Genomic DNA, 21,929 nt, shown 5'->3' with positions numbered 1-21,929 from the left:
ATATGGTAACGAACTTTGCGGGGTAAGGGGCCTTTGAAAGAAAACCCTGGCAGTGGCCTGGGCGTCGTCCGGGTGTCGCCCCCCTGCTCATCAGTCTTCCTGATGGGCGACACTGGGGGACGGCCCGTTAGCCGTGGCCGGATGATGCGCCTAGCATCAGCCTGACCGAAACCGATGCACCCCGAGGACCCCACGTGCGCTTTCGTCTGACCCCCAGGGAGACGAGCTTCTACGACATGTTCGCCGCATCCGCGGACAACATCGTCACGGGCTCGAAACTCCTGATGGAACTGCTCGGGGCGGACGCATCCGCCCGGGCCGAGATCGCAGAGCGTATGCGGGCCGCCGAACACGCCGGTGACGACGCCACGCACGCGATCTTCCACCAGCTGAACTCCTCGTTCATCACGCCCTTCGACCGCGAGGACATCTACAACCTCGCCTCCTCCCTCGACGACATCATGGACTTCATGGAGGAGGCCGTCGACCTGGTCGTCCTCTACAACATCGAGGAACTGCCCAAGGGCGTCGAGCAGCAGATCGAGGTGCTGGCGCGGGCGGCGGAACTGACCGCCGAGGCGATGCCGAACCTGCGCACCATGGACAACCTCACCGAGTACTGGATCGAGGTCAACCGGCTCGAGAACCAGGCCGACCAGATCCACCGCAAGCTGCTCGCCCACCTCTTCAACGGCAAGTACGAGGCCATCGAGGTGCTGAAGCTCAAGCAGATCGTCGACGTGCTCGAGGAAGCGGCCGACGCGTTCGAGCACGTGGCGAACACGGTGGAGACCATCGCGGTCAAGGAGTCCTGACCCCTTCATGGACACCTTCGCTCTGGTCGTGACCATCGGGGTCGCGCTCTTCTTCACGTACACCAACGGTTTCCACGACTCGGCGAACGCGATCGCGACGTCCGTGTCGACGCGTGCGCTGACGCCCCGCGCGGCGCTCGCGATGGCCGCCGTCATGAACCTCGCCGGCGCGTTCCTCGGCTCCGGGGTCGCCAAGACCGTCAGCGAGGGGCTGATCGAGACGCCCGAGGGCTCGAAGGGGATGGGGATCCTCTTCGCGGCGCTCGTGGGTGCCATCGTCTGGAACCTCATCACCTGGTACTTCGGGCTGCCGTCCTCGTCCTCGCACGCGTTGTTCGGCGGGATGGTGGGGGCCGCGCTGGCCGGGAGCACGACCGTGTACTGGCACGGGGTCGTCGACAAGATCGTCATTCCGATGTTCGTGTCGCCGGTGGTCGGTCTGATCGCCGGTTACCTGGTGATGACGGCCATCATGTGGATCTTCCGGCGGGCCAACCCGCACAAGGCGAAGCGGGGCTTCCGTATCGCGCAGACGGTGTCGGCGGCGGGTATGGCGCTGGGGCACGGTCTGCAGGACGCGCAGAAGACGATGGGCATCGTGGTGATGGCGCTGGTCATCGCCGATGTCGAGGACTACGGCGATCCCATTCCGGTGTGGGTGAAGATCGCGTGTGCGCTGATGCTGTCCGCGGGGACGTACGCGGGGGGCTGGCGGATCATGCGGACGCTGGGGCGGAAGATCATCGAGCTGGATCCGCCGCAGGGGTTCGCCGCGGAGACGACGGGGGCGTCGATCATGTTCGGGTCGGCGTTCCTGTTCCACGCGCCGATCTCGACGACGCATGTCATTACGTCGTCGATCATGGGTGTGGGGGCTACTAAGCGGGTGAATGCCGTGCGGTGGGGGGTTGCGCGGAACATCATCGTGGGGTGGTTCATCACGATGCCGGCGGCCGCGGTGGTGGCTGCGGTGTCGTTCTGGGTGGTCAATCTGGTGTTCCTGTAGCGGCTCGCCTGCGTCCGTGCTGGGCGGGGGTGGGTTTCGCGGGCCGGCGCTGGCCGGGTGCCGCTGCGCCCACCCGTGCCGCCCCAGCGGCACGACTGCCCGCAGCTGGGGCGGTGCGACTGCCCGCAGCTCGGCGAGTATGTAAGAGGGCCCGCCCCCGGAGGGGGCGGGCCCTTTGTGCTCCTCGCGGTGGCACCGCCATGCAGCACCGCGAGGGGATCGGGGTGGGGTCTAGCCGAAGCGGCCGGAGATGTAGTCCTCCGTGGCCTGGACCGACGGGTTGGAGAAGATGCGCTCCGTCTCGTCGATCTCGATCAGCTTGCCGGGCTGGCCGACCGCCGCCAGGTTGAAGAACGCCGTGCGGTCGGAGACGCGCGCCGCCTGCTGCATGTTGTGCGTCACGATGACGATCGTGAAGCGCTCCTTCAGCTCGCCGATCAGGTCCTCGATGGCGAGAGTGGAGATCGGGTCCAGGGCGGAGCAGGGCTCGTCCATGAGGAGGACGTTCGGCTCGACGGCGATGGCGCGGGCGATGCACAGGCGCTGCTGCTGACCGCCGGAGAGGCCGGAGCCCGGCTTGTTCAGGCGGTCCTTCACCTCGTTCCAGAGGTTGGCGCCGCGCAGCGACTTCTCGACGACGTCGTCCATCTCGGACTTCTTGAACTTGCCGTTGAGCCGCAGGCCGGCCGCGACGTTGTCGTACACCGACATGGTCGGGAACGGGTTCGGGCGCTGGAAGACCATGCCGACCTCGCGGCGTACGGCCACCGGGTCGATGCCGGCGCCGTAGAGGTTCTCGTCGTCCAGCATGACCTTGCCGTCGACGCGGCCGCCGGGCGTGACCTCGTGCATGCGGTTGAGCGTGCGCAGGAAGGTGGACTTGCCGCAGCCGGAGGGGCCGATGAAGGCGGTCACGGAGCGGGGCTCGACGGTCATCGAGATGTCCTCGATGGCCAGGAAGGAGCCGTAGTAGGCGTTGAGGCCGCTGACGTCTATGCGCTTGGCCATGGGTATCACTTCTTCTTTCGCGGGTCCGGGTCGCTGACTGTTCTTGCTGTGGCCGCGTCAGCGACCCGTCTTCGGGGCCTTCCAGCGGGCGATCCCGCGGGCCACGAGGTTGAGGATCATGATGAACGCGATGAGCGTCAGGGCCGCCGCCCAGGCACGGTCGTAGGCGGGGTCGGAACCGGCGGTGTACTGGAGGTAGATGTACATCGGCAGCGATTCCTGCGGGTCCTGGAACGGGTTCGCGTTGATGAAGTCCGTGCCCCAGACCAGCAGCAGCACGGGCGCCGTCTCACCGGTGATGCGGGCGATGGACAGCATGACGCCGGTGACGATGCCGCCGATCGACGTGGGCAGGACGACCTTCAGGATCGTGCGCCACTTCGGCACGCCGAGCGCCAGCGACGCCTCGCGCAGCTCGTTGGGGACGAGCTTGAGCATCTCCTCGGTGGAGCGGACCACCACCGGGATCATCAGGATGGACAGGGCGAAGGAGCCGGCGACGCCGGACGGGCCCATGTCCAGGATGAGGACCCACAGGCTGAGGATGAACAGGCCCGCGACGATCGACGGGATGCCCGTCATCACGTCCACGAAGAACGTGACCGCCTTGGCGAGCCGGCCCTTCCCGTACTCGACCAGGTAGATCGCGGTGAGCACGCCGACCGGCACGGAGAACAGGGTGGCGAGGCCGACCTGCTCCAGGGTGCCGAGGATGGCGTGGTAGATGCCGCCGCCGGGCTCGTAGTCGGCGACCACGCCCATCGAGTGGGTGAGGAAGTAGCCGTCGAGGACGTCGACGCCCCGCTTGACGGTCTCCCAGATCAGGGACAGCAGCGGGATCAGGGCCAGCAGGAACGCGACCCAGACCATGCTGGTCGCCACCCGGTCCTTGGCCTGCCGCCCGCCCTCGACGCCCGCCGAGATGGCGTACGTGCCGCCGACGAAGAGGACCACGGCGATCAGGGCCCACTGGATGCTGCTGTTCAGCCCTGCCACGGTGCTGATGCCGAGGCCGGCGAGGGTCGCGCCGGCGGCGACCGCCCACGGGAACCACTTGGGCAGGGTGGCGCCGCGCAGGGAGCTGCGGCTCTTGGGGGTGAGGGTTGCGTGGCTCATGCGTTGGCCCCCGAGTACTCCTTGCGGCGAGCGATGATCATGCGGGCACCGCCGTTGACCAGCAGCGTGATGACGAACAGCACCAGACCGGAGGCGATCAGCGCGTCCCGGCCCATTACGGTCGCCTCGTTGAACTTGCTGGCGATGTTCTGGGCGAAGGTGCCGCCGCCCGGGTCGAGCAGGCTGGCGTTGATGTCGAAGGTCGGCGAGAGGACCATGGCCACGGCCATCGTCTCGCCGAGCGCGCGCCCGAGGCCGAGCATCGAGGCGGAGATGATGCCGGAGCGGCCGAAGGGGATCACCGACATCCGGATGACCTCCCAGCGCGTGGCGCCGAGGGCCAGGGCGGCCTCCTCGTGCATGCGCGGGACCTGCCGGAAGACCTCACGGCTGACGTTGGTGATGATCGGCAGGATCATGATCGCGAGCAGGACGCCGACGGTGAGCATCGAGCGCGGCGCGCCGCCGCTCCACTCGAAGATGCCGGTCCAGCCGAGGTACTCGTCCAGCCAGCCGAAGAGCCCGTCCATGTGCGGCACGAGGAAGAGCGCGCCCCACAGGCCGTAGACGATCGAGGGCACGGCGGCGAGCAGGTCGATCACGTACGCGATGACGCCGCCCAGCTTGCGGGGCGCGTAGTGCGTGATGAACAGGGCGATGCCGACCGAGATCGGGACGGCGATGGCCATCGCGATGACCGACGACACGACGGTGCCGTAGACCAGGACGGCGATGCCGAACTGCGGCGGGTCGCCGCTGGGGTTCCACTCGAAGCTGGTGAGGAAGTTGGCTTCGTTCTCGCTGATGGCGAGGGTGGCGCGGTAGGTGAGGAAGGCCGCGATGGCGGCCATGATGGCCAGCACCAGGATGCCGGACCCGCGGGAGAGCCCGAGGAAGACCCGGTCGCCGGGGCGGGTGGCGCCGCGGGTGGCGCGCTTGCCGTCCTTGCCGGGGGGCTGGTGCGGTACGGGGGCTGCTGCTGGCTTCTGGGGATCAGTGGTTATGTCCATCGGGTTCTCCGGTCTGCGGAGCCCGTCGGGCTCCTGGCGGCGGTGCACCGGACGGTGCGGTCCGGTCCCCGGTCGGGGAACCGGACCGCACTCGGGTCAGCTCAGGCCCGTGATGGTCTCGCGGACCTTGGTGATGATCTCGGTGGGCATCGGGGCGTAGCCGGCGTCCTTCAGCAGGCCCTGGCCGTCCTCCGAGGCGATGTAGTTGAGGAAGGACTTGGTGGCGGGCAGGGACTCGGCCTTGTTGCCCTTGTCGCAGACGATCTCGTACGTGACGAGGACGATCGGGTACGCGCCGTCGGCGGCCGGGGTGTAGTCCAGCTCCAGCGCGAGGTCCTTGCCGGTGCCGACGATCTTGGCGGCGCCGATGGCGGCGGTGGCGTTGTCGACGGTGGCCTCGACCGGCTCGGCGGCCTCGGTCTTGATGTCGACGGTCTTGATGCCGCCCTTGGCGTACGACAGCTCGAAGTACGAGATGGCGCCCGGCGTCTGCTTCACCTGGCCAGCCAGTCCGGAGGAGCCCTGCGCGGACTGGCCGCCCTTGGCCTCCCAGGACTTGCCCGGCTCGTACTTCCAGGCGTCGGGCGCGGCGGCCTTGAGGTACTTGGTGAAGTTGTCGGTGGTGCCGGACTCGTCCGAGCGGTGGAAGGCCTGGATCTTCAGGTCGGGCAGCTTCGCGTCGGGGTTGAGCTTGGCGATCGCCTCGTCGTTCCAGTTGGTGATCTGGCTGTCGAAGATCTTGGCGAGCGTCGCGGCGTCCAGGGCGAGCGTGTCGACGCCCGGGACGTTGAAGCCGACGGCGATGGGGCCGCCGACCATCGGCAGGTCGATGGCCTGGCCGTCCTTGCAGACCTTCTTCGACGCCTCGATCTCGTCCGGCTTCAGCGCGGAGTCCGAGCCGGCGAACGCGGTCTGGCCCTGCGTGAAGGCGGTGATGCCCGCGCCGGAGCCGGTCGGGTTGTAGTTGATCTGGACGCCGTTGCAGGCCGCGACGTACTGCTTGACCCAGGCGTCGATCGCGTTCTTCTGCGCGGAGGAACCGGAGGCCTGGAGCTGGCCCTTGGCGTCGTCGCAGTTGATGTTGCTGTTGGCGGCGTTGCTGGCGTCGCCGCCGTTGCTGTTGCCGCCGGTGTCGTCGGAGCCGCACGCCGTGAGGGCCAGGGCGCCGGAGACGGCGAGAGCACCGAGAGCGAGGGCCCGCCGGTTCTTGCGCTGAAGCTTCACTTGAGGGAGTTCCTTCCAGGAGCCGCCGGCCTGAATTCGGCGGCGTGCGAGGAGTGCGATGAAGACTGGTCGATACGGCCGCGTTCTCGGGATGCGTCCCGTATCGGTAAGGCCGAAATTAGGCAGAAGAGGTGAAGCCGCCGATGGCCGTAAATGAACGCGGGGTGAACCCCTGTGGTCGGTGCGGTGAGGTCACGGAACGCTTACGTCAAGGACACGGAGTGGTTCCGGCGGCGAGCGCCGCGAGGAGGGCGTCGACGAGGGGGCGGTCGCCGGGCCGGGTGAGGCGGGCGCGGGCCTCCGCAGGCGCCAGCCACAGGATGCGGTCGACCTCGGCGGAGGGGGTGAAGGCGCCGGTCGTGGCCGCCGCCGCCCAGTACCTGACCTCCTTGGGGCGGCCGTCGGCGAGGTAGCGCACGTGGGGCAGCTCGGCGCCGGGCGCGGCGGCGTACCCGGTCTCCTCCGCCACCTCGCGCAGGGCGCCCGCGAGCGGGTCCTCGCCTCGCTTGAGCTTGCCCTTCGGGTGCGACCAGTCGTCGTACTTCGGCCGGTGGACGAGGCAGAGCTCCAGGCCGGGCGGGCGGGGGGAGCGGCGCCACAGGACGCAGCCGGCCGCGCGGACGACGGGGACCTCGTCGGGGCTCACGGTGTGTGTCGCCTCCAGTCCTGCGACGGGTCTACGGCAGCCGGATGGGCTCCTTGCGCCAGCTGTGCTGGAACGCGTACCGCGCCGCCTCGACCTCATGCCGCTGGTCGGCGTGGAGCACGCCGAGCGCGTACGCCGTCGCGGGCGCGATGCGCGGGGTGCGCGCGGCCTGGGCGGCGGCAGCGGCGGCCTCGGAGGCGTCGCGGTGCCGGTCCAGGGCCTCGCCGGCCGCCAGGAGGCGTACGTCCGTGCCGCCGTCGGTCTCGTCGGCGTACCCGCCGGACAGCACCTCGAGCGCGTACCGGTGCAGGCGCAGCAGCAGGCGTACCTGGTGCCACTGGGTGTCCTGGGGGTGGGGCGCCGGGTCCGGGGACAGGCCGTGGATCAGGGCCTGGGCGTTGTACGGGTTGCCCGCGGTGACCAGCGGGAGCGCGGCCACGGCGTCGGTGAGGCGGTCCCGGGCCGCGGCGGCCAGCGGGCGCAGGTCGGTGGTGGAGACCGTGGTGTCCTTCAGCGGCACTTCGCTGGCCAGTAAGGCGACCTTGTCGGCGACCGCGTGGAAGCGGCTGCTGCCCAGCGCCTGGAGGGCCGTGGAGTGGGCCCGGGTGCGGGCCAGGGTCAGCTGGCGGTCGAGCAGCGCGCCCGCCTTGGCCGCGCCCACGGTGAGGCTGCCACGGTCGGTGGGGGACGGGCGGGTGGCGGTGGGGGCGAGGGGCGCGGAGACGGTGGGGGTGGTGCGGCCCGCCTGCTGCTGGGAGGGGAGGAGCGCCGTCCCCGAGAGGCGGTGCAGGGCCTGGAGCAGGCGTTCCAGGCGGGACGCGTACGCGTGCTCCAGCGCCAGCGTGCCGGACAGCCACGCCAGCTCGGGGCGCATGGACTCCGCCCACTCGGTGTCCAGCAGCGGCTGGAAGGTGTGCAGGGTGCCGCTGAGGCGGCGGGCCGCACGGCGCAGGGCGCGGGCCGCGTCGACGGGGCCGTCGGGGGCGGCCCCGTCCGGGGCGGCGTGGGCTCCGGTGCCGCGCGCTGCGGCGCCCTGCGTCCCGGTCGCGTGTGCGCCCGCGCCGGTCTCCCGGTGCAGGCGCAGGGCGCGGAGGAACTCCGTGGCCTGGGCGCGCAGGTAGCTCGCGAGGGCGTCACCGCCCGCGGGCACCGGCGGCGGCCCTGCGGCGGCCGCGGGGTCCGTCGGTTCAAGGTGTTGCTGTGCCACGCCGGCGCCTCCGGGCGTCAATGAGCATCTCCTGGACGTTGCGCAGGGGCTGGCCGTCCGGGTCCGTCGCGTGCCGGGTCCACTCGCCGTCCGAGCCGAGGTGCCAGGACGCGGTGGAGTCGGACATGCCGGTCTCCAGCAGCCGGTTCAGGGCCGCCCGGTGGGCCGGGTCGACGACCCTGACCAGGGCTTCTATCCGGCGGTCGAGGTTGCGGTGCATCATGTCGGCGCTGCCGAACCAGACCTCGGGTTCGCCGCCGTTGCCGAAGGCGAAGACGCGGGAGTGCTCCAGGAAGCGGCCGAGGACCGAACGGACCCGGATGTTCTCCGACAGGCCCGCCACGTCCGGGCGCAGCGCGCAGATCCCGCGCACCCATACGTCGACCGGGACGCCCGCCTGGGACGCGCGGTAGCAGGCGTCGATCACGGCCTCGTCGACCATCGAGTTGACCTTGATGCGGACGTAGGCGGGACGGCCGGCGCGGTGGTGCTGGATCTCCTTGTGGATGCGGGAGACCAGGCCGTCGCGCAGGGACTTCGGCGCGACGAGGAGGCGGCGGTAGGTCTCGCGCCGGGAGTAGCCGGAGAGCCGGTTGAACAGGTCGGAGAGGTCCGCGCCGACCTGCGGGTCGGCGGTGAGCAGGCCCAGGTCCTCGTAGAGGCGGGCCGTCTTCGGGTGGTAGTTGCCGGTGCCGACGTGGCTGTAGCGGCGCAGCGTCTCGCCCTCCTGGCGGACCACCAGCGACAGCTTGCAGTGGGTCTTCAGGCCGACCAGCCCGTAGACGACGTGGCAGCCGGCCTCCTCCAGCTTGCGGGCCCACTTGATGTTCGCGTGCTCGTCGAAGCGTGCCTTGATCTCGACCAGCACCAGGACCTGCTTGCCGGCCTCGGCGGCCTCGATGAGCGCGTCGACTATCGGGGAGTCGCCCGAGGTCCGGTACAGCGTCTGCTTGATCGCCAGGACGTCCGGGTCGGTGGCCGCCTGCTCCAGGAAGGCCTGCACGGAGGTGGAGAAGGAGTCGTACGGGTGGTGGAGCAGGACGTCGCGGCTGCGCAGGGCGGCGAAGACGTCCGGCGCGGAGGCGGACTCCACCTCCGCGAGGTCGCGGTGGGTGCCGGCGATGAACTTCGGGTACTTCAGCTCGGGCCGGTCCAGACCGTGGATGCGGAAGAGGCCGGTGAGGTCCAGCGGGCCCGGCAGCGGGTACACCTCGGCCTCGCTGACCTTCAGCTCCCGCACGAGGAGGTCCAGGACCTCACGGTCGATGGACTCCTCGACCTCCAGGCGCACCGGCGGCCCGAAGCGGCGCCGCATCAGTTCCTTCTCCAGCGCCTTGAGGAGGTTCTCGGCGTCGTCCTCCTCCACCTCCAGGTCCTCGTTGCGGGTGACGCGGAAGGCGTGGCTCTCCAGGACCTCCATGCCCGGGAACAGCTCCTCCAGGTGGGCGGCGATGACGTCCTCGATGGGGACGAAGCGGCCCGGGGAGGCCTCCAGGAAGCGGGAGAGCAGCGGGGGGACCTTGACGCGGGCGAAGTGCCGGTGGCCGGTGACCGGGTTGCGGACGACGACCGCGAGGTTCAGGGAGAGGCCCGAGATGTACGGGAAGGGGTGCGCGGGATCGACGGCGAGCGGGGTGAGGACCGGGAAGATCTGGTGCCGGAAGAGGGTGAACAGGCGGGCCTGCTCCTTCTCCGCCAGCTCGCTCCAGCGGACCAGGTGGATGCCCTCCTCGGCGAGGGAGGGGGCGATGTCCTCCTGGAAGCAGGCGGCGTGCCGGGCCATCAGCTCGCGCGAGCGCGCCCAGATCATCTCCAGCACCTCGCGGGGCTGGAGGCCGGAGGCGGAGCGGGTGGCGACGCCGGCGGCGATGCGGCGCTTCAGTCCGGCGACGCGGACCATGAAGAACTCGTCCAGGTTGCTGGCGAAGATCGCGAGGAAGTTGGCGCGCTCCAGGACGGGCGTGTTCGGGTCCTCGGCCAGTTCGAGCACACGTTCGTTGAACGCGAGCCAGCTGCGCTCCCGGTCCAGGAAGCGGCCCTGCGGGAGCTTGGTGCCGTCCGCCTGGAGCCCCTGGGACTCCTCCGACTCCTCGTACGCGTCGAGGTCGGCGTCGATGTCCGGTTCCAGGTCGGAGACGGTCGCGGCCACGGTGTGCGGGCGGTGCGCGGCGATGGAGCCCACGGAGGGCTGCGGGTGCTGCGCGTGCGCCGCCGACTGCGCGGACTGCGCGGGCTGCGTGTGCTGGACCTCTGCCTGGGTGTTCGGCTGCCTCATGAACCCATTCTTCCGCGCAGCGCGCAGTCCAGGCGCGTCGGAAGGCGCGTGATGCCCTGCTCCTGGTTGCTCCGGCACGGTCGGCTGCATTCGGTGAGCGTCGCAAGGCAGTCTGAATCGATGGTTACGGGGACATGACGTCTGGGATAGCGGGCTGCGATCGTGAACCGCCGGCCCCGCCCCGTGCGATGAGGAGACGTGAGCGAAACGAGAAGCGACGGTGAGCTGCTGCGGGCCGTCGCCGCCGACGGCGACCGGCGTGCCTTCGAGGAGCTGTACCGCCGCTACGCACCCTGGCTGACCGCCCGCATGCGCGGCCGCTGCGCCGACCCGGGATCGTCGACGACGTCGTACAGGAGACGTTCCTCGCCGTGTGGCGGGGCAGCGCGTGCTACCGGGAGGACGGCGACGTGGCCGGGTGGCTGTGGCGGATCGGGTCCCGGCGGCTGATCGACGTGATGCGGGGCGACGGCGCCCGGGGCCGGCTGCGGCAGGCCCTGGCGCGGCTGCGGCACCGGGACGAGGCATCGGCGGAGGAGCGGGTGCTGGCCGGGGTGGAGCACGGCGACCTCGCGGGCGCCCTCGTGCGGCTCTCGCCGGAACTGCGCGCGGTGCTCCAGGCCACCGTCGTCGACGGGCTGACCACCCGCGAGGCGGCCGTCCTGCTCGGCATCCCGCCGGGCACGGTCAAGACACGGGCGATGCGGGCCCGCCGACAGCTGCGGGAGGCGCTGGCATGACCTGGCACGTTGACGAGGCCGACCTGCGGGCCTACGCCCGCGGCGAGCTGGCGGCGCCCGCGCTCTGGTCCGCCGACACCCACCTGACCGCCTGCGCCCACTGCCGCGCCGCCCTCGCCCAGGTGAGCGACAGCGCCGCCCTGGACGCGGGATGGGAACGGCTCGACGCCGAGCTGGACGCCCCGAGGCCGGGGTGGTTCGAGGCGCTGCTGGTGCGGTGCGGCGTCGGGGACGGCACCGCGCGGCTGCTCGCCGCCACCCCCGTACTGCGCCGCTCCTGGCTCGGCGCGGTCGTCGCCGTACTGCTGACGGCGTTCCTCGTCGCCTACGCGGCGGGCGCGGCCGACCGGCCCACCCTCTTCCTCGCCGTCGCCCCGCTGCTGCCGCTGGCCTCGGTGGCGCTCGCGTACGGGCCCGCGCTGGACCCGACGTACGAGATGGCCGTCGTCTCGCCGCTGCACGGCTTCCGGCTGCTGATGATCCGTACGGTCGCCGTGCTCTCCGTGGCGCTGGGCGTGGGCGGGCTGGCGAGCCTGGCCATGCCGGGGTACGGGCTGCGGGCACTGGCCTGGCTGCTGCCCGGGCTCGCCCTGACCGCGACCGGCCTGGCGCTGACGCCCCGGCTGGGGCCGGTGGCCGCGCCGTCCGTCGTGGCGGGGGCGTGGGTGGCGGTGCTGCTGGCGGCGGACGCGGCGAGTCCGGCCGGGGACGCGGTGCTCGCGCCGTTCACGGCGGCCGGGCAGGGCGTGTCCGGGCTGGTGGCCGCGCTGGGCGCCGGGCTGCTGTTCGTGCTGCGCGACCGGTTCGACGTGTCCGCGCGCGGTGTCGCGTGAGCCCCTTCTCCTTCCTCCTCTTGAACTTCTCGTTGGACTTCTCGCACGGGAGTGCCGTATGACCCCCACCGTTTCCGCCTCCGGGCTCAGCCTCTCCTACGGCCGGACCCGCGCCCTCGACGACGTGTCGCTGCGGCTCACCCCGGGCGTCACCGGGCTGCTCGGACCCAACGGCGCCGGGAAGACCACCCTCCTGCGGGTGCTCGCTACCGCCGTGCCCGCCGACCGAGGCGCGTTCACCGTGCTCGGGCACGACCCCGGGAGCGCGCGCGGGCGCCAGGAGGTGCGGCGGCGGCTCGGGTACCTGCCGCAGACGCCCGGCTTCCACCCGGACTTCACGGCGTTCGAGTTCGTCGACTACGTCGCCGTACTGAAGGAGATGACGCCTCGTGCCGCCCGCCACCGCGAGGTGCGGCGCGTACTCGAGGAGGTCGGGCTGGGCGACGTGCGCGGGCGGAAGATCAAGAAGCTGTCCGGCGGGATGCGGCAGCGGGTCGCGCTCGCGGCCGCGCTCGTCGGCGACCCCGGGTTCCTCGTCCTCGACGAGCCCACCGTGGGCCTCGACCCGGAGCAGCGGATGCGCTTCCGGGAACTGATCGCCGGGGCGGGCGAGGGACGCACCGTGCTGCTCTCCACCCACCAGACCGAGGACGTGGCGATGCTCTGCCACCGGGTGGTCGTCATGGCCGCCGGCGCGGTGCGCTTCGACGGCACCCCGGCCGAGCTGACCGCACGGGCCGCCGGACGCGTGTGGAGCGGCGCGGCGCGCGACGCGGGGGCGAAGGCCGGGTGGCGCACGGGCGACGGGTCGTTCCGGAACGTGGGCGATCCGCCCGAGGGCGCCGAACTGGTCGAGCCCACGCTCGAGGACGGCTACCTGCTCGCCCTCGACGGCACCGGCACCGGCACGGGCACGGACGCGGAGGTGGCCGCGTGAGCACCGTACTGATGACGACCGCCCCGGACACCGTGGACGCCGGTCCCCGCGGGGCGGGCGCGAAGGCCGTGCTCGCCCTCGCGCGGTTCGAGGCCCGCCGGATGCTGACGAGCATCCCCGTCGTGCTGGTCTTCCTCGGCTACATCGCCTGGATCATCTGGCGCGGCCGCAGTGCCTGGGACGGCTACCCGGCCCTCCAGGACGCCGACCGCGCCACCCAGAGCATGCCGATGTTCGTCGGCCTGGCGGTCCTGGTCGGCGTCAACTTCGCGATGCTGCGGTCCCAGCGGCACGGCACCGAACCGCACTTCGCCGTGCAGGTCATGCCGGCCTGGCAACGCACGGCCGCCCACGCGCTGTCCGTCGTACCGGCCGCCCTGCTCACCGCGGTGTGCGTGGCCGGGCAGTTCACCTGGGCGGCCCTCAAGCCGGGCGCGGTCGGGCACGGTTCGCCCGCCGAGCTGGCCGTCGGACCGCTGACGGTGCTGCTGTTCGGCATGCTCGGGGTGCTGCTGGCGCGGGTGCTGCGGTCGCCGCTCGCCGGACCGCTCACGGTGGTGCTGCTGCTGTTCGCGTTCGCGCTCGGCACGGGACCCAGCGGCACGGACGGCACCTCCTGGCTCTCGCCGGTCGTCGCCGCGATCAGCGTGGACACCCTGCCCTCCGAACTGCTGGGCCGGCCCGCCGCCTGGCACGCCCTGTACCTGACGGGCGCGGCCCTGTGCGCCGCCTTCCTCGCCGTCCTCCTCTCCGGCGGACGGAACCTGGCCGTCCGGGCGGGCGTCGCGCTCACCCTCGCGCTGGCCGTGACGGGCGGGGTCCTCCAGGCCCGGGGCGTGGCGCCGTCGCCGGAGCTGACCGCGGCCCGGGAGCGGGCCTCGGTGCGGCCGGAGCAGACGTGCGTGGAACGGGGCGGATCGACGTACTGCGCCTTCGACGAGTGGGTCCCCCGCGTCGGCACCTGGGCCCGTGTCGTCGAGCGGGTCCAGTCCCTGGCGGGCGGTACGGCCGGGGAGCGGCGGATCGTCGTACGGCAGCGGATCGACGCCCGGTACGGGCTGGAGGGCGACGCCGCGCTCCCGCCGCTCACCGAGCCCGGCCAGGTCACCGTGGGCACCGCCTGGGGCGGCAACCGCGTCCCCGAGTTCTCCAGCGCCGTCGCCGCCGTGCTCGTCGCGGGGACGGAGGCGGCCGGGAGCGAGCTGTGCGACGGGCGGATGGTCACCGCCATGTGGCTGTCCCTCTCCTGGCAGGACGACCCGATGGACGCCCTGCGCCGGGTCCGGCTGGACGACAGCGTGAGGGGTTCGGCCATCGTCCTGTCGCCCACCGACCCGCTGTCCATGACGGAGGGCCAGACGGACGTCGTACGGCGGCTGCTGGAGAACCCGCCGAGCGGTGTCGGCCGGCGGGTGAAGGAGCACTGGGCCGAGCTGACCGCCCCGGGCGTCACCACGGCCCGCGCGGCCGAGCTGCTGGGTGTGAAGGGGCCGGACAAGGGGGACTCGGACTCGTGCGAGGAGTGACGCGCGCCCTGGTCGTCCCCGTGTGGCGCACGCTCCCGTGGCCGGCCCTGGCCGCCGCCGGAGCACTCGGCCTGCTGGCCGCGGCCACGCCGGCCCTGACGGGCGCGGAGCCCGCCCCCTGGCAGACGCTCGTCCTGCTCCGTGGCGTCGCGCTCATCGGCGCCCTCGGCCTGGCCTTCCTCCTGGACGACCCGGCCCGCCACCTCACCACACCGGTCCCCGTCCCGCGTCCGCTGCGGCAGGCGCTGCGGGTGGCCCTGGTCGCCCCGCTCGCCGTCCTGTGGTGGACGGCCGTACTGCTGATCGCCCCGTCGGCGTCCCGGCCCCCGGCCGGTGACATCACCCTGGAGGCGGCGGCGGTGGGCGTCCTGGCCCTCGCGGCCGCCGCGGCCGCGGTACGGCTGACGGACGAGGCACGCCCCGGCCCGGCGGTGGTGGCGGCCCTGCTCCTGGCGGCCGTCGCCGCGCCCCTGCTGGCGCCGGAGAGCTGGGCGCTGTTCGTCCCCGCCGAGGACCCGCGGTGGCCCGAGGCCCACGACCGGTGGGCGGTGCTGCTGGCGGTGGTGGCCGTGGCGTGGGCGGTGTGCGGACCGGAGCCGGTGGGGCGGCGCGGCGGGCGCGTCCGGTGAGGCCGCCTCAGGACTCCGTGCGGTACATCAGGTCCGTCTCGTGGGTGCCGAACCCGAGGCGTTCGTAGACGGACACCGCCGCCGTGTTGTCGGCGTCGACGTACAGCATCGCCGTGGGCAGCCCGCGCTCCGCCAGGTGCCGCAGGCCGATGGTGGTCAGGGTCTTGCCGAGGCCGCCGCCCTGGGTGTCGGGGCGGATGCCGAGGACGTACACCTCACCGAGCCGCTCCTCGGCGTGCACCTTGGTCCAGTGGAAGCCGATCAGCTCTCCGTCCCGCTCCGCCAGGAAGAACCCCTCCGGGTCGAACCACGCCTCGGCCTTGCGGTCGTCGAGGTCGCGCTGCGTGAGCGAGCCCTGCTCGGGGTGGTGGGCGAAGGCGGCGGCGTTCACCGCGAGCCACGCCGCGTCGTCCCGGCCGGGCACGAAGGTCCGCACGGTCACGCCCTCGGGCAGGCGCGGATCGGGCAGCTCCAGGCCGTCCAACGGGCGCCGCATCTGCCGCAGTTCGCGGAAGAGGGTCAGCCCCAGCACCTGAGCGAGGTGCCGGGCGGCGGAGTGGCCGCCGTGCGCCCAGATCCGCAGCCGCTTGCCGGAGGCGGCGAGCAGCGCGGAGCCCAGCGCCCGCCCGTGTCCCTGCCCCCGGTGCGAGGGGTGGACGACCAGCTCGGCGGCCGGGGGCTCGATGGGGTCGGTGCCCTCCAGTTGGGCGTAGCCGACGAGTTCGCCGCCGTCGAGGGTGAGCAGCAGGTGCGAGACGCCCTCCCGCGCCGGACCGCGCAGTTGCAGCCGCCCCTGCTCGGACACGGCCTGCTGACCGTCGTACCGGGCGGCCTCGGCGAGCAGGGCGAGGACGGCCTCCGTCTGCTCCGGGGCGAGTTCGGAGAGGGTGTCGATCGAACGGGAGCGGCCGGGCCGCACGGTGTCGTCGCTGGTCATGCGTACGAGGGTAAAGGGCGGGTGCGGCAAAGGGGCGGTGGTCGCAGGAGTCGGCCCGATGCGCAGGTACACCAGGATGTAACCCGTCACCCCCTGTCGCGCTACGCGCGTTGACTCTAGGCTTTCGCGCCGACGAGCCGTCTCCTCAGCGGCTCGCGCTCACGCACACCCACAGGGGGGCGCATGCCAGCCACAGCACAGTCGCACCATCCGCGCCGCGGACGCCGTACGACCCGTCTCCTCGCCGTCGCCGCCACCGTCGTCACGGCGGGCGCGCTCGCCGCGGCGACACTGCCGGCGTCGGCGAGCACGGCCGGGAACCACCGGGGCCACGGCGGCCATGGAGGTCACGGCCACGGTCATGGCCGCTACCAGGACGTCCAGCTCCTCTCCTTCAACGACCTGCACGGCAACCTCGAACCGCCCGCCGGCTCCTCCGGCCGGGTCACCGAGATCCAGCCGGACGGCACGACGGAGACGATCGACGCGGGCGGCATCGAGTACCTGGCCACCCACCTGCGCGAGGCGCGCAAGGGCAACCGCTACTCCATCACCGCCGCCGGCGGCGACATGGTCGGCGCGTCCCCCCTCCTCTCCGGCCTCTTCCACGACGAGCCGACCATCGAGGCCCTGAACAAGCTGGACCTCGACGTGACGAGCGTCGGCAACCACGAGTTCGACGAGGGCGCCAGGGAACTGGCCCGCCTCCAGAACGGCGGCTGCCACCCCACCGACGGCTGCTACACCGGCAAGGAGTTCAAGGGCGCCGACTTCCCCTACCTGGCGGCGAACGTCCTCGACGAGAAGACGCAGAAGCCCATCCTGAAGCCCTACTGGGTGTGGAAGCAGCGGGGCGTCAAGGTCGGCTTCATCGGCGTGACCCTGGAGGGCACCCCGGACATCGTCTCGGCGGAGGGCGTCAAGGGCCTGGCCTTCAAGGACGAGGTCGAGACGATCAACAAGTACGCCGACGTGCTCCGGCGCCAGGGCGTGAAGTCCATCGTCGCCCTGATCCACGAGGGCGGCTTCCCGGCCTCCTCCTCGTACAACTACGACTGCGACTCCCCGGGCGCCGGCGACGGCATCTCCGGCCCGATCGCCGACATCGCGAAGAACGTGACGCCGCAGGTGGACGCGCTGGTCACCGGCCACACCCACGCGGCGTACGTCTGCACGATCCCCGACCCGGCGGGCAAGCCCCGCATGGTCACCTCGGCGTCGTCCTTCGGCCGCCTCTACACGGACACGACGCTGACCTACGACCGCGCGACGGGTGACATCGCCCGTACGGCCGTGAAGTCGGCGAACCACGTGGTGACGCGGGACGTCCCGAAGGCGCCGGACATGACGCGCCTGATCGACAAGTGGAGCACACTCGCCGCCCCCATAGGCAACCGCGCCATCGGCCACATCTCCGGCGACATCGACCGGGGCGGCACCGAGTCCCCGCTGGGCGACCTGATCGCCGACGCGCAACTCGCCCACGGCAAGTCCCTGGACCCGGAGACCGACCTGGCCCTGATGAACCCGGGCGGCGTCCGCGCGCCCCTCACCTACGCGGCCTCGGGCGCCGAGGGCGACGGAGTCGTCACCTACGCCGAGGGCTTCACCGTCCAGCCCTTCGCCAACACGGTGAACCTGAAGGACTACACGGGCGCCCAGCTCATCCAGGTCCTCAAGGAACAGGTGACCGGCCCGAACGAGGCCTCCCCGAAGATCCTCCAGATCTCCTCCGGCCTCACCTACACCCTGGACCTGACGAAGTCCGGCGCGGACCGGGTCGTCACGGACTCCATCCGCCTGAACGGCGCGCCCATCGACCCGTCGGCCACCTACCGCGTCGCCTCCAACAGCTTCCTCGCGGGCGGCGGCGACGGCTTCCCAACGTTGGGCGAGGGTACGAACGAACTGGTCGGCGCGGACGACCTGACGGCCCTGGAGCAGTACCTGACGGCCAACTCGTCGGCCAGCGACCCGATCGCGCCTCCGGCGGCGGACCGGATCACGGTCGTGCAGTAGGCGCTGCGCGTCTGGGAGAGGGGCCCGGTGTCCGCAGGGGTGCGGATGCCGGGCCCCTCTTCCGTTTCCGTCCCGGGGGCTCAGGCGCGCTTGGGCCCGGTGATCGCCTCACCGATCACGAAACCCATGGCGGGCCCCTTCGGGATCTCGGCGTCCGTCCCGTAGGGCACCCGCACGACCCCCAGCCAGTCGCCCTTGTCGGGCCGGGGCTCGGTCAGCACGGTGACGGTGCCCTGTGCGTCATGGTCATCCACGATCACGTACACCGGAATCCCCGCGCGGGCGTACTCGCGGCGCTTCCTGACCCGGTCCCGGTCCTCGTTCCGCTTCCCGGGAGAGACGACCTCCACCACCAGCCGGACCGCCGCCGCGTCCACACCGAGCCCGTCCTCGTCGGCGTAGGGCTCCAGCTCCTCCGGCGCGACGAAGAGGTCGGGAATCCAGCCCTTGCGCCGGAAAATGACATTGGCGTCCTGGTACGCCGAGTACTCGCCCTCCCCCAGGAAACGCACCAGCGCGTTGCGCAGCCGGTTCACGATCCGGGCATGGGACAGGCGGCCGGTGGGCGACACCTCGATGGCTCCCTCGATGATCTCGGCGCGGTAGCCCTCCGGGAGTTCCATGGCCTTCCACGCCTGCCACACGACCTCGTCCAGGTCGAGCCCGTTCTCCGACCCGATCGCTGTGAACCCGGAATCGGACATGGTCTCAGGCCTCTCGTGCGCAAGAGCGGTCATGGTGGCGTCACCTCCTCAAGTGTGGGCTGGGCGTACTCCAGGGACAAGCAGCGCGGTCACGCTACGTACGGTGATACGGCTGATCAGCGGAAACCAGGCCGGATCACTCGACCGGGTGGCGGATCCGCCCGCCCCGACTGACCGCGATCCGGAGCACGTCCTGAAGCGCCTCGGTCGCCCTCGCCAACGCGCACCGCACCGCCCGCTCCCCGGCCCGCCGGTCCCCGAGCACGGCCCTGGCCCCCGCGAGCACCTCCTCCCCCGACTCCACCAGCGCCTCCTCGACGTCGTCCGCGAGCCGGGAGAGCCGGCTGTCGTCGTTGTCGGTGCTCAGGTAGCAGGGGTTGCCTTCGGGGGTGGTCCAGGGGAGGAGGCGGAGTGGCGACGACTTCATGGCTCATGTCCTCTCGGCGTCTGACCGGTGGTGATTACCGATCGTGCGTCGATCGTCACCGCCTCGTCGTACGCTGCGGAATAGGCCCGGCGTTGTCTGCGGGCCAGACAACGGGGAGGGGCGACATGACTGAAAGCCCGGGTGCGGCACGGGAGTCGAGGCGGGCCGAGCTCGGACAGACGCTCCGGATACTGCGCGAGAAGGCAGGCAGATCGCTCGGGCAGTTGGCGGAGGAGACGTCGTACGACAAGAGCTACCTGTACCGCTTGGAGAAGGGGGAACGGCTCTCCAAACGCGCGGTGATGGAGGACCTGGACAGGTACTACGACACGGGTGACCTCCTGGTTCGCCTATGGAGGGACGCGCACAAGGAAGTCATCAAGGACAAGTACAAGGCGTTCATGGAACTGGAGGCGACAGCCCGGGTCATGTGGCTCTTCCAGCTTCGCGTGCCAGGGCTGCTGCAGACCGAGGACTACGCTCGGACGGTGTTGTCGGGGTTGTCCGGCGCGCAGACAACGGCGGGCAACGGCGAGGCGGTAGAGGAACAGGTGGCGCTGCGCCTGGGGCGTCAGGAGCTGCTGCACCGCTGGCCGGCGCCGAGTGTCCGAGTGATCCTGGACGAAGGGGCGCTGCGGCGACGGGTCCCGGACGTGAAGGTGTGGCGGGATCAGCTGACGTACCTCCTGCACGCGGCGGAACTGCCGTCCGTCGCGCTCCAGGTGCTGCCCTACACGGCAGGTGTGCACGACCTGATGGACAGCCACCTCTGGCTCCTGTGGCAACGAGTCGGCGATCCCGTTGCCTACGTGGAGGGCAACGGTTTCGGTGAGTTGATCGACGATCCGGACAAGGTCCTGTCATTTCGCTTGTCCTACGATCTGGTCAGGGACGCGGCTCTGACTCCGGTGGAGTCGATGGCGTTCATCAAGGGCCTTCTGGAGGAGCGCACACCATGAACCGACTCCCTGACCTCACCACCCTGAGCTGGCGCAAGTCCTCCTACAGCGACGGAGGCGGCACGAACTGCGTCGAGGTCGCCGACGGCTGCCCTGACCTCGTACCGGTCCGGGACAGCAAGGTGCCGGAGGGGCGGGTGCTGGTCTTCCGCGAGACTTCGTGGGCGTTGTTCGTTCGGGAGGCCAAGAAGTCCGCGTGGTGAGTCAGTTCTGACGTAGCAGCCTTGTACCTCCCGCACTTGCTGTCATCAACGGTGTCGTCACCTGGACGTAAACTGATCATTCTGCGATCAGGACATCGACGCGCACGGGGGTGCACATGCGGGCCAACAGGATGGTGGGGCACATTGCGGGAGCCGGGCTCTTCGCTCTTGTCGTCACCGGGTGCGGGGCAGGCGGCTCGGCGCCCGGTAACGGAGGAAGGGCCGGGGAATCTCCCGCACCAGTAGCGCTTCCGGTCGACACGACCATCCGGCAAGCTACGTGGAGCGGCCGGGACGGTACTTACCAGATGAAGGTTGCTCCCAAACGGCTTGCGCGGGGGCCCGCTGCCGACCTCGCGAATGTGCGCCTGGACGATGACCTCAAGAACACGGTCCCGTATTACCTGACCGTCAGTTACATCAACAGCGGCTCGGAGGCTGTGCCCCAGCCCAAGCCAGAAGCGAACTTCACCGTGACCCTCTCGGACGGTACCCCCGGTGAGGCGATCTCCCTCTGGAACACGAATTTCCTTGCTACCGGGTCAAGCGGCGACACGGTGGAAAAATGTGGTAAGTCCGGCGCGAAGATGATTCCGGCGGGTGCCACGGCGACTGTGTGCCAATTGGTGATGCTGCCAAAGGGGCGTACGCCCGCCACGGTGGCCTACTCGGACGAAGCCGGCGACACGCTCCTGTGGAAGGTCGGCGACGGTGAGGGCGACGATGCGGGCCTGCTCGATGCGGGCGAAACTGCTGATTCCTCATGGAAGGACACCAAGGGGGGCAGCGCTCCCTTGCGGGTCACTCCGAAGAGTATCCGTGCCGGGACTCTGGCCGATCTCGGCGACTACGACCTGTCTGGTGAATCGAAGAACCTTGTTCCCTGGTACGTCACCATGGAGTACCGCAACGATGGCTCGGTGAAGGTTCTGCCGGTCATGGACGAAGGCGTGGGCCTGCGCAGTGCCGCTGGCCAAGAAGTGCAGCCGCTGTCCCTGGTTGACTTGTCCCCTTCAGGTGCGCGTCAGGGGCAGGGTGTCGACCAGTGCCGCGGCACCATTCCGAACACTCGACTGGAACCGCATTCCACTGTGACTCTCTGCAGCGTCCACCTGCTGCCCAAGGGTGATCGGCCGGTCATGGTGTCCTTCGAGAGCGAAGAGGAGCAGACGGAACCGCTGATGTGGCGGGCAAGTTAGGGGTCTACGCAGCTCGGGTCTTCTGGGCGTTGACAGGTAGCCAGTTCTGCGGCGGCTTCGCGCCACGTGAGTGCTTTGTCGTTGCGCCTGCAACCCGCTGCGCGTAAAGATGTTCGAGATCATGGGGTTTGAGTGATACACGGGGGTGGATGATGAAGTTCGACATGGGTTCGACGACTCTGTCGGATCTCGGCAAGAGCACGGTCGGCTCGGTGGACGACCTGGGCACGTTGATCACGTGGCTGATCCAGGCGGCGGAGCCGTTGGAGGGGAAGTTCAACGGCGCGGGCAAGGCGGCCTTCGACAGGTTCAAGCTGCATGCCGACGAGATCACCAACGACCTGAACGGCTCGCTCAACGCGATCCTGGGCGGGCAGTCCGGCATGGACACCGCCTTCGGCACCGGTGATCAGGAGCTGGAGGGCAACGCCCACCAGAACATGGGCACCGCCAACTTCGACGCGGCTCGCTTCGGCGCTCGGTAGAGCCGGAGCCCGCAGAGCCGTCAC

The 21,929-nt window shown here is 70.8% G+C and carries 21 protein-coding genes and 1 pseudogene; 12 read left to right on the top strand and 10 right to left on the bottom strand.

All coding sequences use genetic code 11. From position 1 onward, the window contains the following. The first annotated feature begins 194 nt into the window (after window positions 1-194). A complete protein-coding gene (locus AMK11_RS22365) occupies window positions 195-815 on the top strand; it encodes a DUF47 domain-containing protein (protein ID WP_030403626.1) in 621 nt (206 codons plus the stop codon). 7 nt (window positions 816-822) lie between these two features. After that, on the top strand, window positions 823-1,821 hold the full coding sequence (gene pitH, locus AMK11_RS22360; protein WP_073729768.1) for a low-affinity phosphate transporter PitH: 999 nt from the start codon (window positions 823-825) through the stop codon (window positions 1,819-1,821). A gap of 231 nt (window positions 1,822-2,052) precedes the next feature. On the opposite strand, the gene pstB is transcribed toward pitH, so the two are convergent. The 7 genes from pstB to AMK11_RS22325 all read right to left on the bottom strand — a co-directional run bounded on the left by pstB (window position 2,053) and on the right by AMK11_RS22325 (window position 10,307). Continuing rightward, window positions 2,053-2,829 (bottom strand): phosphate ABC transporter ATP-binding protein PstB, encoded by a 777-nt coding sequence (pstB, locus tag AMK11_RS22355; RefSeq protein WP_073729767.1) that lies wholly within the window; start codon window positions 2,827-2,829, stop codon window positions 2,053-2,055. A 57-nt stretch (window positions 2,830-2,886) separates the two neighbouring features. Then, on the bottom strand, window positions 2,887-3,945 hold the full coding sequence (pstA, locus tag AMK11_RS22350; protein WP_073729766.1) for a phosphate ABC transporter permease PstA: 1,059 nt from the start codon (window positions 3,943-3,945) through the stop codon (window positions 2,887-2,889). Next, complete coding sequence (gene pstC, locus AMK11_RS22345; RefSeq protein WP_073729765.1) at window positions 3,942-4,955, bottom strand: phosphate ABC transporter permease subunit PstC; 1,014 nt, start codon at window positions 4,953-4,955, stop codon at window positions 3,942-3,944. Before pstC ends, pstA begins: the two co-directional genes overlap by 4 nt. A 96-nt stretch (window positions 4,956-5,051) precedes the next feature. Then, a complete protein-coding gene (gene pstS / locus AMK11_RS22340) occupies window positions 5,052-6,179 on the bottom strand; it encodes a phosphate ABC transporter substrate-binding protein PstS (RefSeq protein ID WP_073729764.1) in 1,128 nt (375 codons plus the stop codon). Between the two features lie 208 nt (window positions 6,180-6,387). Then, window positions 6,388-6,825 carry an NUDIX hydrolase gene (locus AMK11_RS22335; protein WP_073729763.1) on the bottom strand — a complete coding sequence of 146 codons (438 nt, stop codon included), beginning with the start codon at window positions 6,823-6,825 and terminating at the stop codon, window positions 6,388-6,390. Between the two features lie 31 nt (window positions 6,826-6,856). After that, window positions 6,857-8,032 (bottom strand): CHAD domain-containing protein, encoded by a 1,176-nt coding sequence (locus AMK11_RS22330; protein WP_073729836.1) that lies wholly within the window; start codon window positions 8,030-8,032, stop codon window positions 6,857-6,859. Further along, window positions 8,013-10,307, bottom strand: a complete 2,295-nt coding sequence (locus tag AMK11_RS22325; RefSeq protein ID WP_073729762.1) for an RNA degradosome polyphosphate kinase — start codon at window positions 10,305-10,307, stop codon at window positions 8,013-8,015. The genes AMK11_RS22330 and AMK11_RS22325 overlap by 20 nt, the downstream gene beginning before the upstream one ends. Window positions 10,308-10,505: 198 nt before the next feature. Here AMK11_RS22325 and AMK11_RS22320 point away from each other — a divergent pair. The 5 genes and pseudogenes from AMK11_RS22320 to AMK11_RS22300 all read left to right on the top strand — a co-directional run bounded on the left by AMK11_RS22320 (window position 10,506) and on the right by AMK11_RS22300 (window position 14,972). Next, window positions 10,506-11,047, top strand: a pseudogene (locus AMK11_RS22320) (RNA polymerase sigma factor). Further along, a complete protein-coding gene (locus AMK11_RS22315) occupies window positions 11,044-11,880 on the top strand; it encodes a hypothetical protein (protein WP_073729761.1) in 837 nt (278 codons plus the stop codon). The pseudogene AMK11_RS22320 and the gene AMK11_RS22315 overlap by 4 nt, the downstream one beginning before the upstream one ends. A gap of 58 nt (window positions 11,881-11,938) precedes the next feature. After that, a complete protein-coding gene (locus AMK11_RS22310) occupies window positions 11,939-12,817 on the top strand; it encodes an ABC transporter ATP-binding protein (protein WP_073729760.1) in 879 nt (292 codons plus the stop codon). Window positions 12,818-12,828: 11 nt separating this feature from the next. Further along, on the top strand, window positions 12,829-14,343 hold the full coding sequence (locus tag AMK11_RS22305) for an ABC transporter permease (RefSeq protein WP_073729835.1): 1,515 nt from the start codon (window positions 12,829-12,831) through the stop codon (window positions 14,341-14,343). Beyond that, window positions 14,331-14,972 carry an ABC transporter gene (locus tag AMK11_RS22300; protein WP_073729759.1) on the top strand — a complete coding sequence of 214 codons (642 nt, stop codon included), beginning with the start codon at window positions 14,331-14,333 and terminating at the stop codon, window positions 14,970-14,972. The genes AMK11_RS22305 and AMK11_RS22300 overlap by 13 nt, the downstream gene beginning before the upstream one ends. Window positions 14,973-14,979: 7 nt before the next feature. Here the strand turns inward: AMK11_RS22300 and mshD are convergent, their stop codons facing one another. Continuing rightward, complete coding sequence (gene mshD / locus AMK11_RS22295; RefSeq protein WP_073729758.1) at window positions 14,980-15,909, bottom strand: mycothiol synthase; 930 nt, start codon at window positions 15,907-15,909, stop codon at window positions 14,980-14,982. A gap of 183 nt (window positions 15,910-16,092) precedes the next feature. Between mshD and AMK11_RS22290 the strand changes: the two genes are divergently transcribed. Beyond that, window positions 16,093-17,928 (top strand): bifunctional metallophosphatase/5'-nucleotidase, encoded by a 1,836-nt coding sequence (locus tag AMK11_RS22290; protein ID WP_073729757.1) that lies wholly within the window; start codon window positions 16,093-16,095, stop codon window positions 17,926-17,928. A gap of 80 nt (window positions 17,929-18,008) precedes the next feature. Here the strand turns inward: AMK11_RS22290 and AMK11_RS22285 are convergent, their stop codons facing one another. Together AMK11_RS22285 and AMK11_RS22280 are read right to left on the bottom strand one after the other, a co-directional pair. Next, window positions 18,009-18,665, bottom strand: a complete 657-nt coding sequence (locus AMK11_RS22285; RefSeq protein WP_073729756.1) for a Uma2 family endonuclease — start codon at window positions 18,663-18,665, stop codon at window positions 18,009-18,011. A 103-nt stretch (window positions 18,666-18,768) separates the two neighbouring features. Continuing rightward, a complete protein-coding gene (locus AMK11_RS22280; protein ID WP_073729755.1) occupies window positions 18,769-19,059 on the bottom strand; it encodes a hypothetical protein in 291 nt (96 codons plus the stop codon). 125 nt (window positions 19,060-19,184) lie between these two features. Between AMK11_RS22280 and AMK11_RS22275 the strand changes: the two genes are divergently transcribed. The 4 genes from AMK11_RS22275 to AMK11_RS22260 all read left to right on the top strand — a co-directional run bounded on the left by AMK11_RS22275 (window position 19,185) and on the right by AMK11_RS22260 (window position 21,905). Continuing rightward, on the top strand, window positions 19,185-20,018 hold the full coding sequence (locus AMK11_RS22275; protein ID WP_073729754.1) for a helix-turn-helix domain-containing protein: 834 nt from the start codon (window positions 19,185-19,187) through the stop codon (window positions 20,016-20,018). Further along, a complete protein-coding gene (locus tag AMK11_RS22270; RefSeq protein WP_073729753.1) occupies window positions 20,015-20,221 on the top strand; it encodes a DUF397 domain-containing protein in 207 nt (68 codons plus the stop codon). Before AMK11_RS22275 ends, AMK11_RS22270 begins: the two co-directional genes overlap by 4 nt. A gap of 308 nt (window positions 20,222-20,529) precedes the next feature. Then, window positions 20,530-21,420, top strand: a complete 891-nt coding sequence (locus AMK11_RS22265) for a hypothetical protein (RefSeq protein WP_079187605.1) — start codon at window positions 20,530-20,532, stop codon at window positions 21,418-21,420. A gap of 152 nt (window positions 21,421-21,572) precedes the next feature. Continuing rightward, window positions 21,573-21,905, top strand: a complete 333-nt coding sequence (locus AMK11_RS22260) for a hypothetical protein (protein ID WP_031019878.1) — start codon at window positions 21,573-21,575, stop codon at window positions 21,903-21,905. Window positions 21,906-21,929: the final 24 nt, after the last annotated feature.

It is taken from the genome of Streptomyces sp. CB02414 (assembly GCF_001905385.1).
GTDB lineage: Bacteria > Actinomycetota > Actinomycetes > Streptomycetales > Streptomycetaceae > Streptomyces.
Note: the sequence above shows the minus strand (reverse complement) of the source record. Positions and strands in the feature narration are given on the sequence as shown.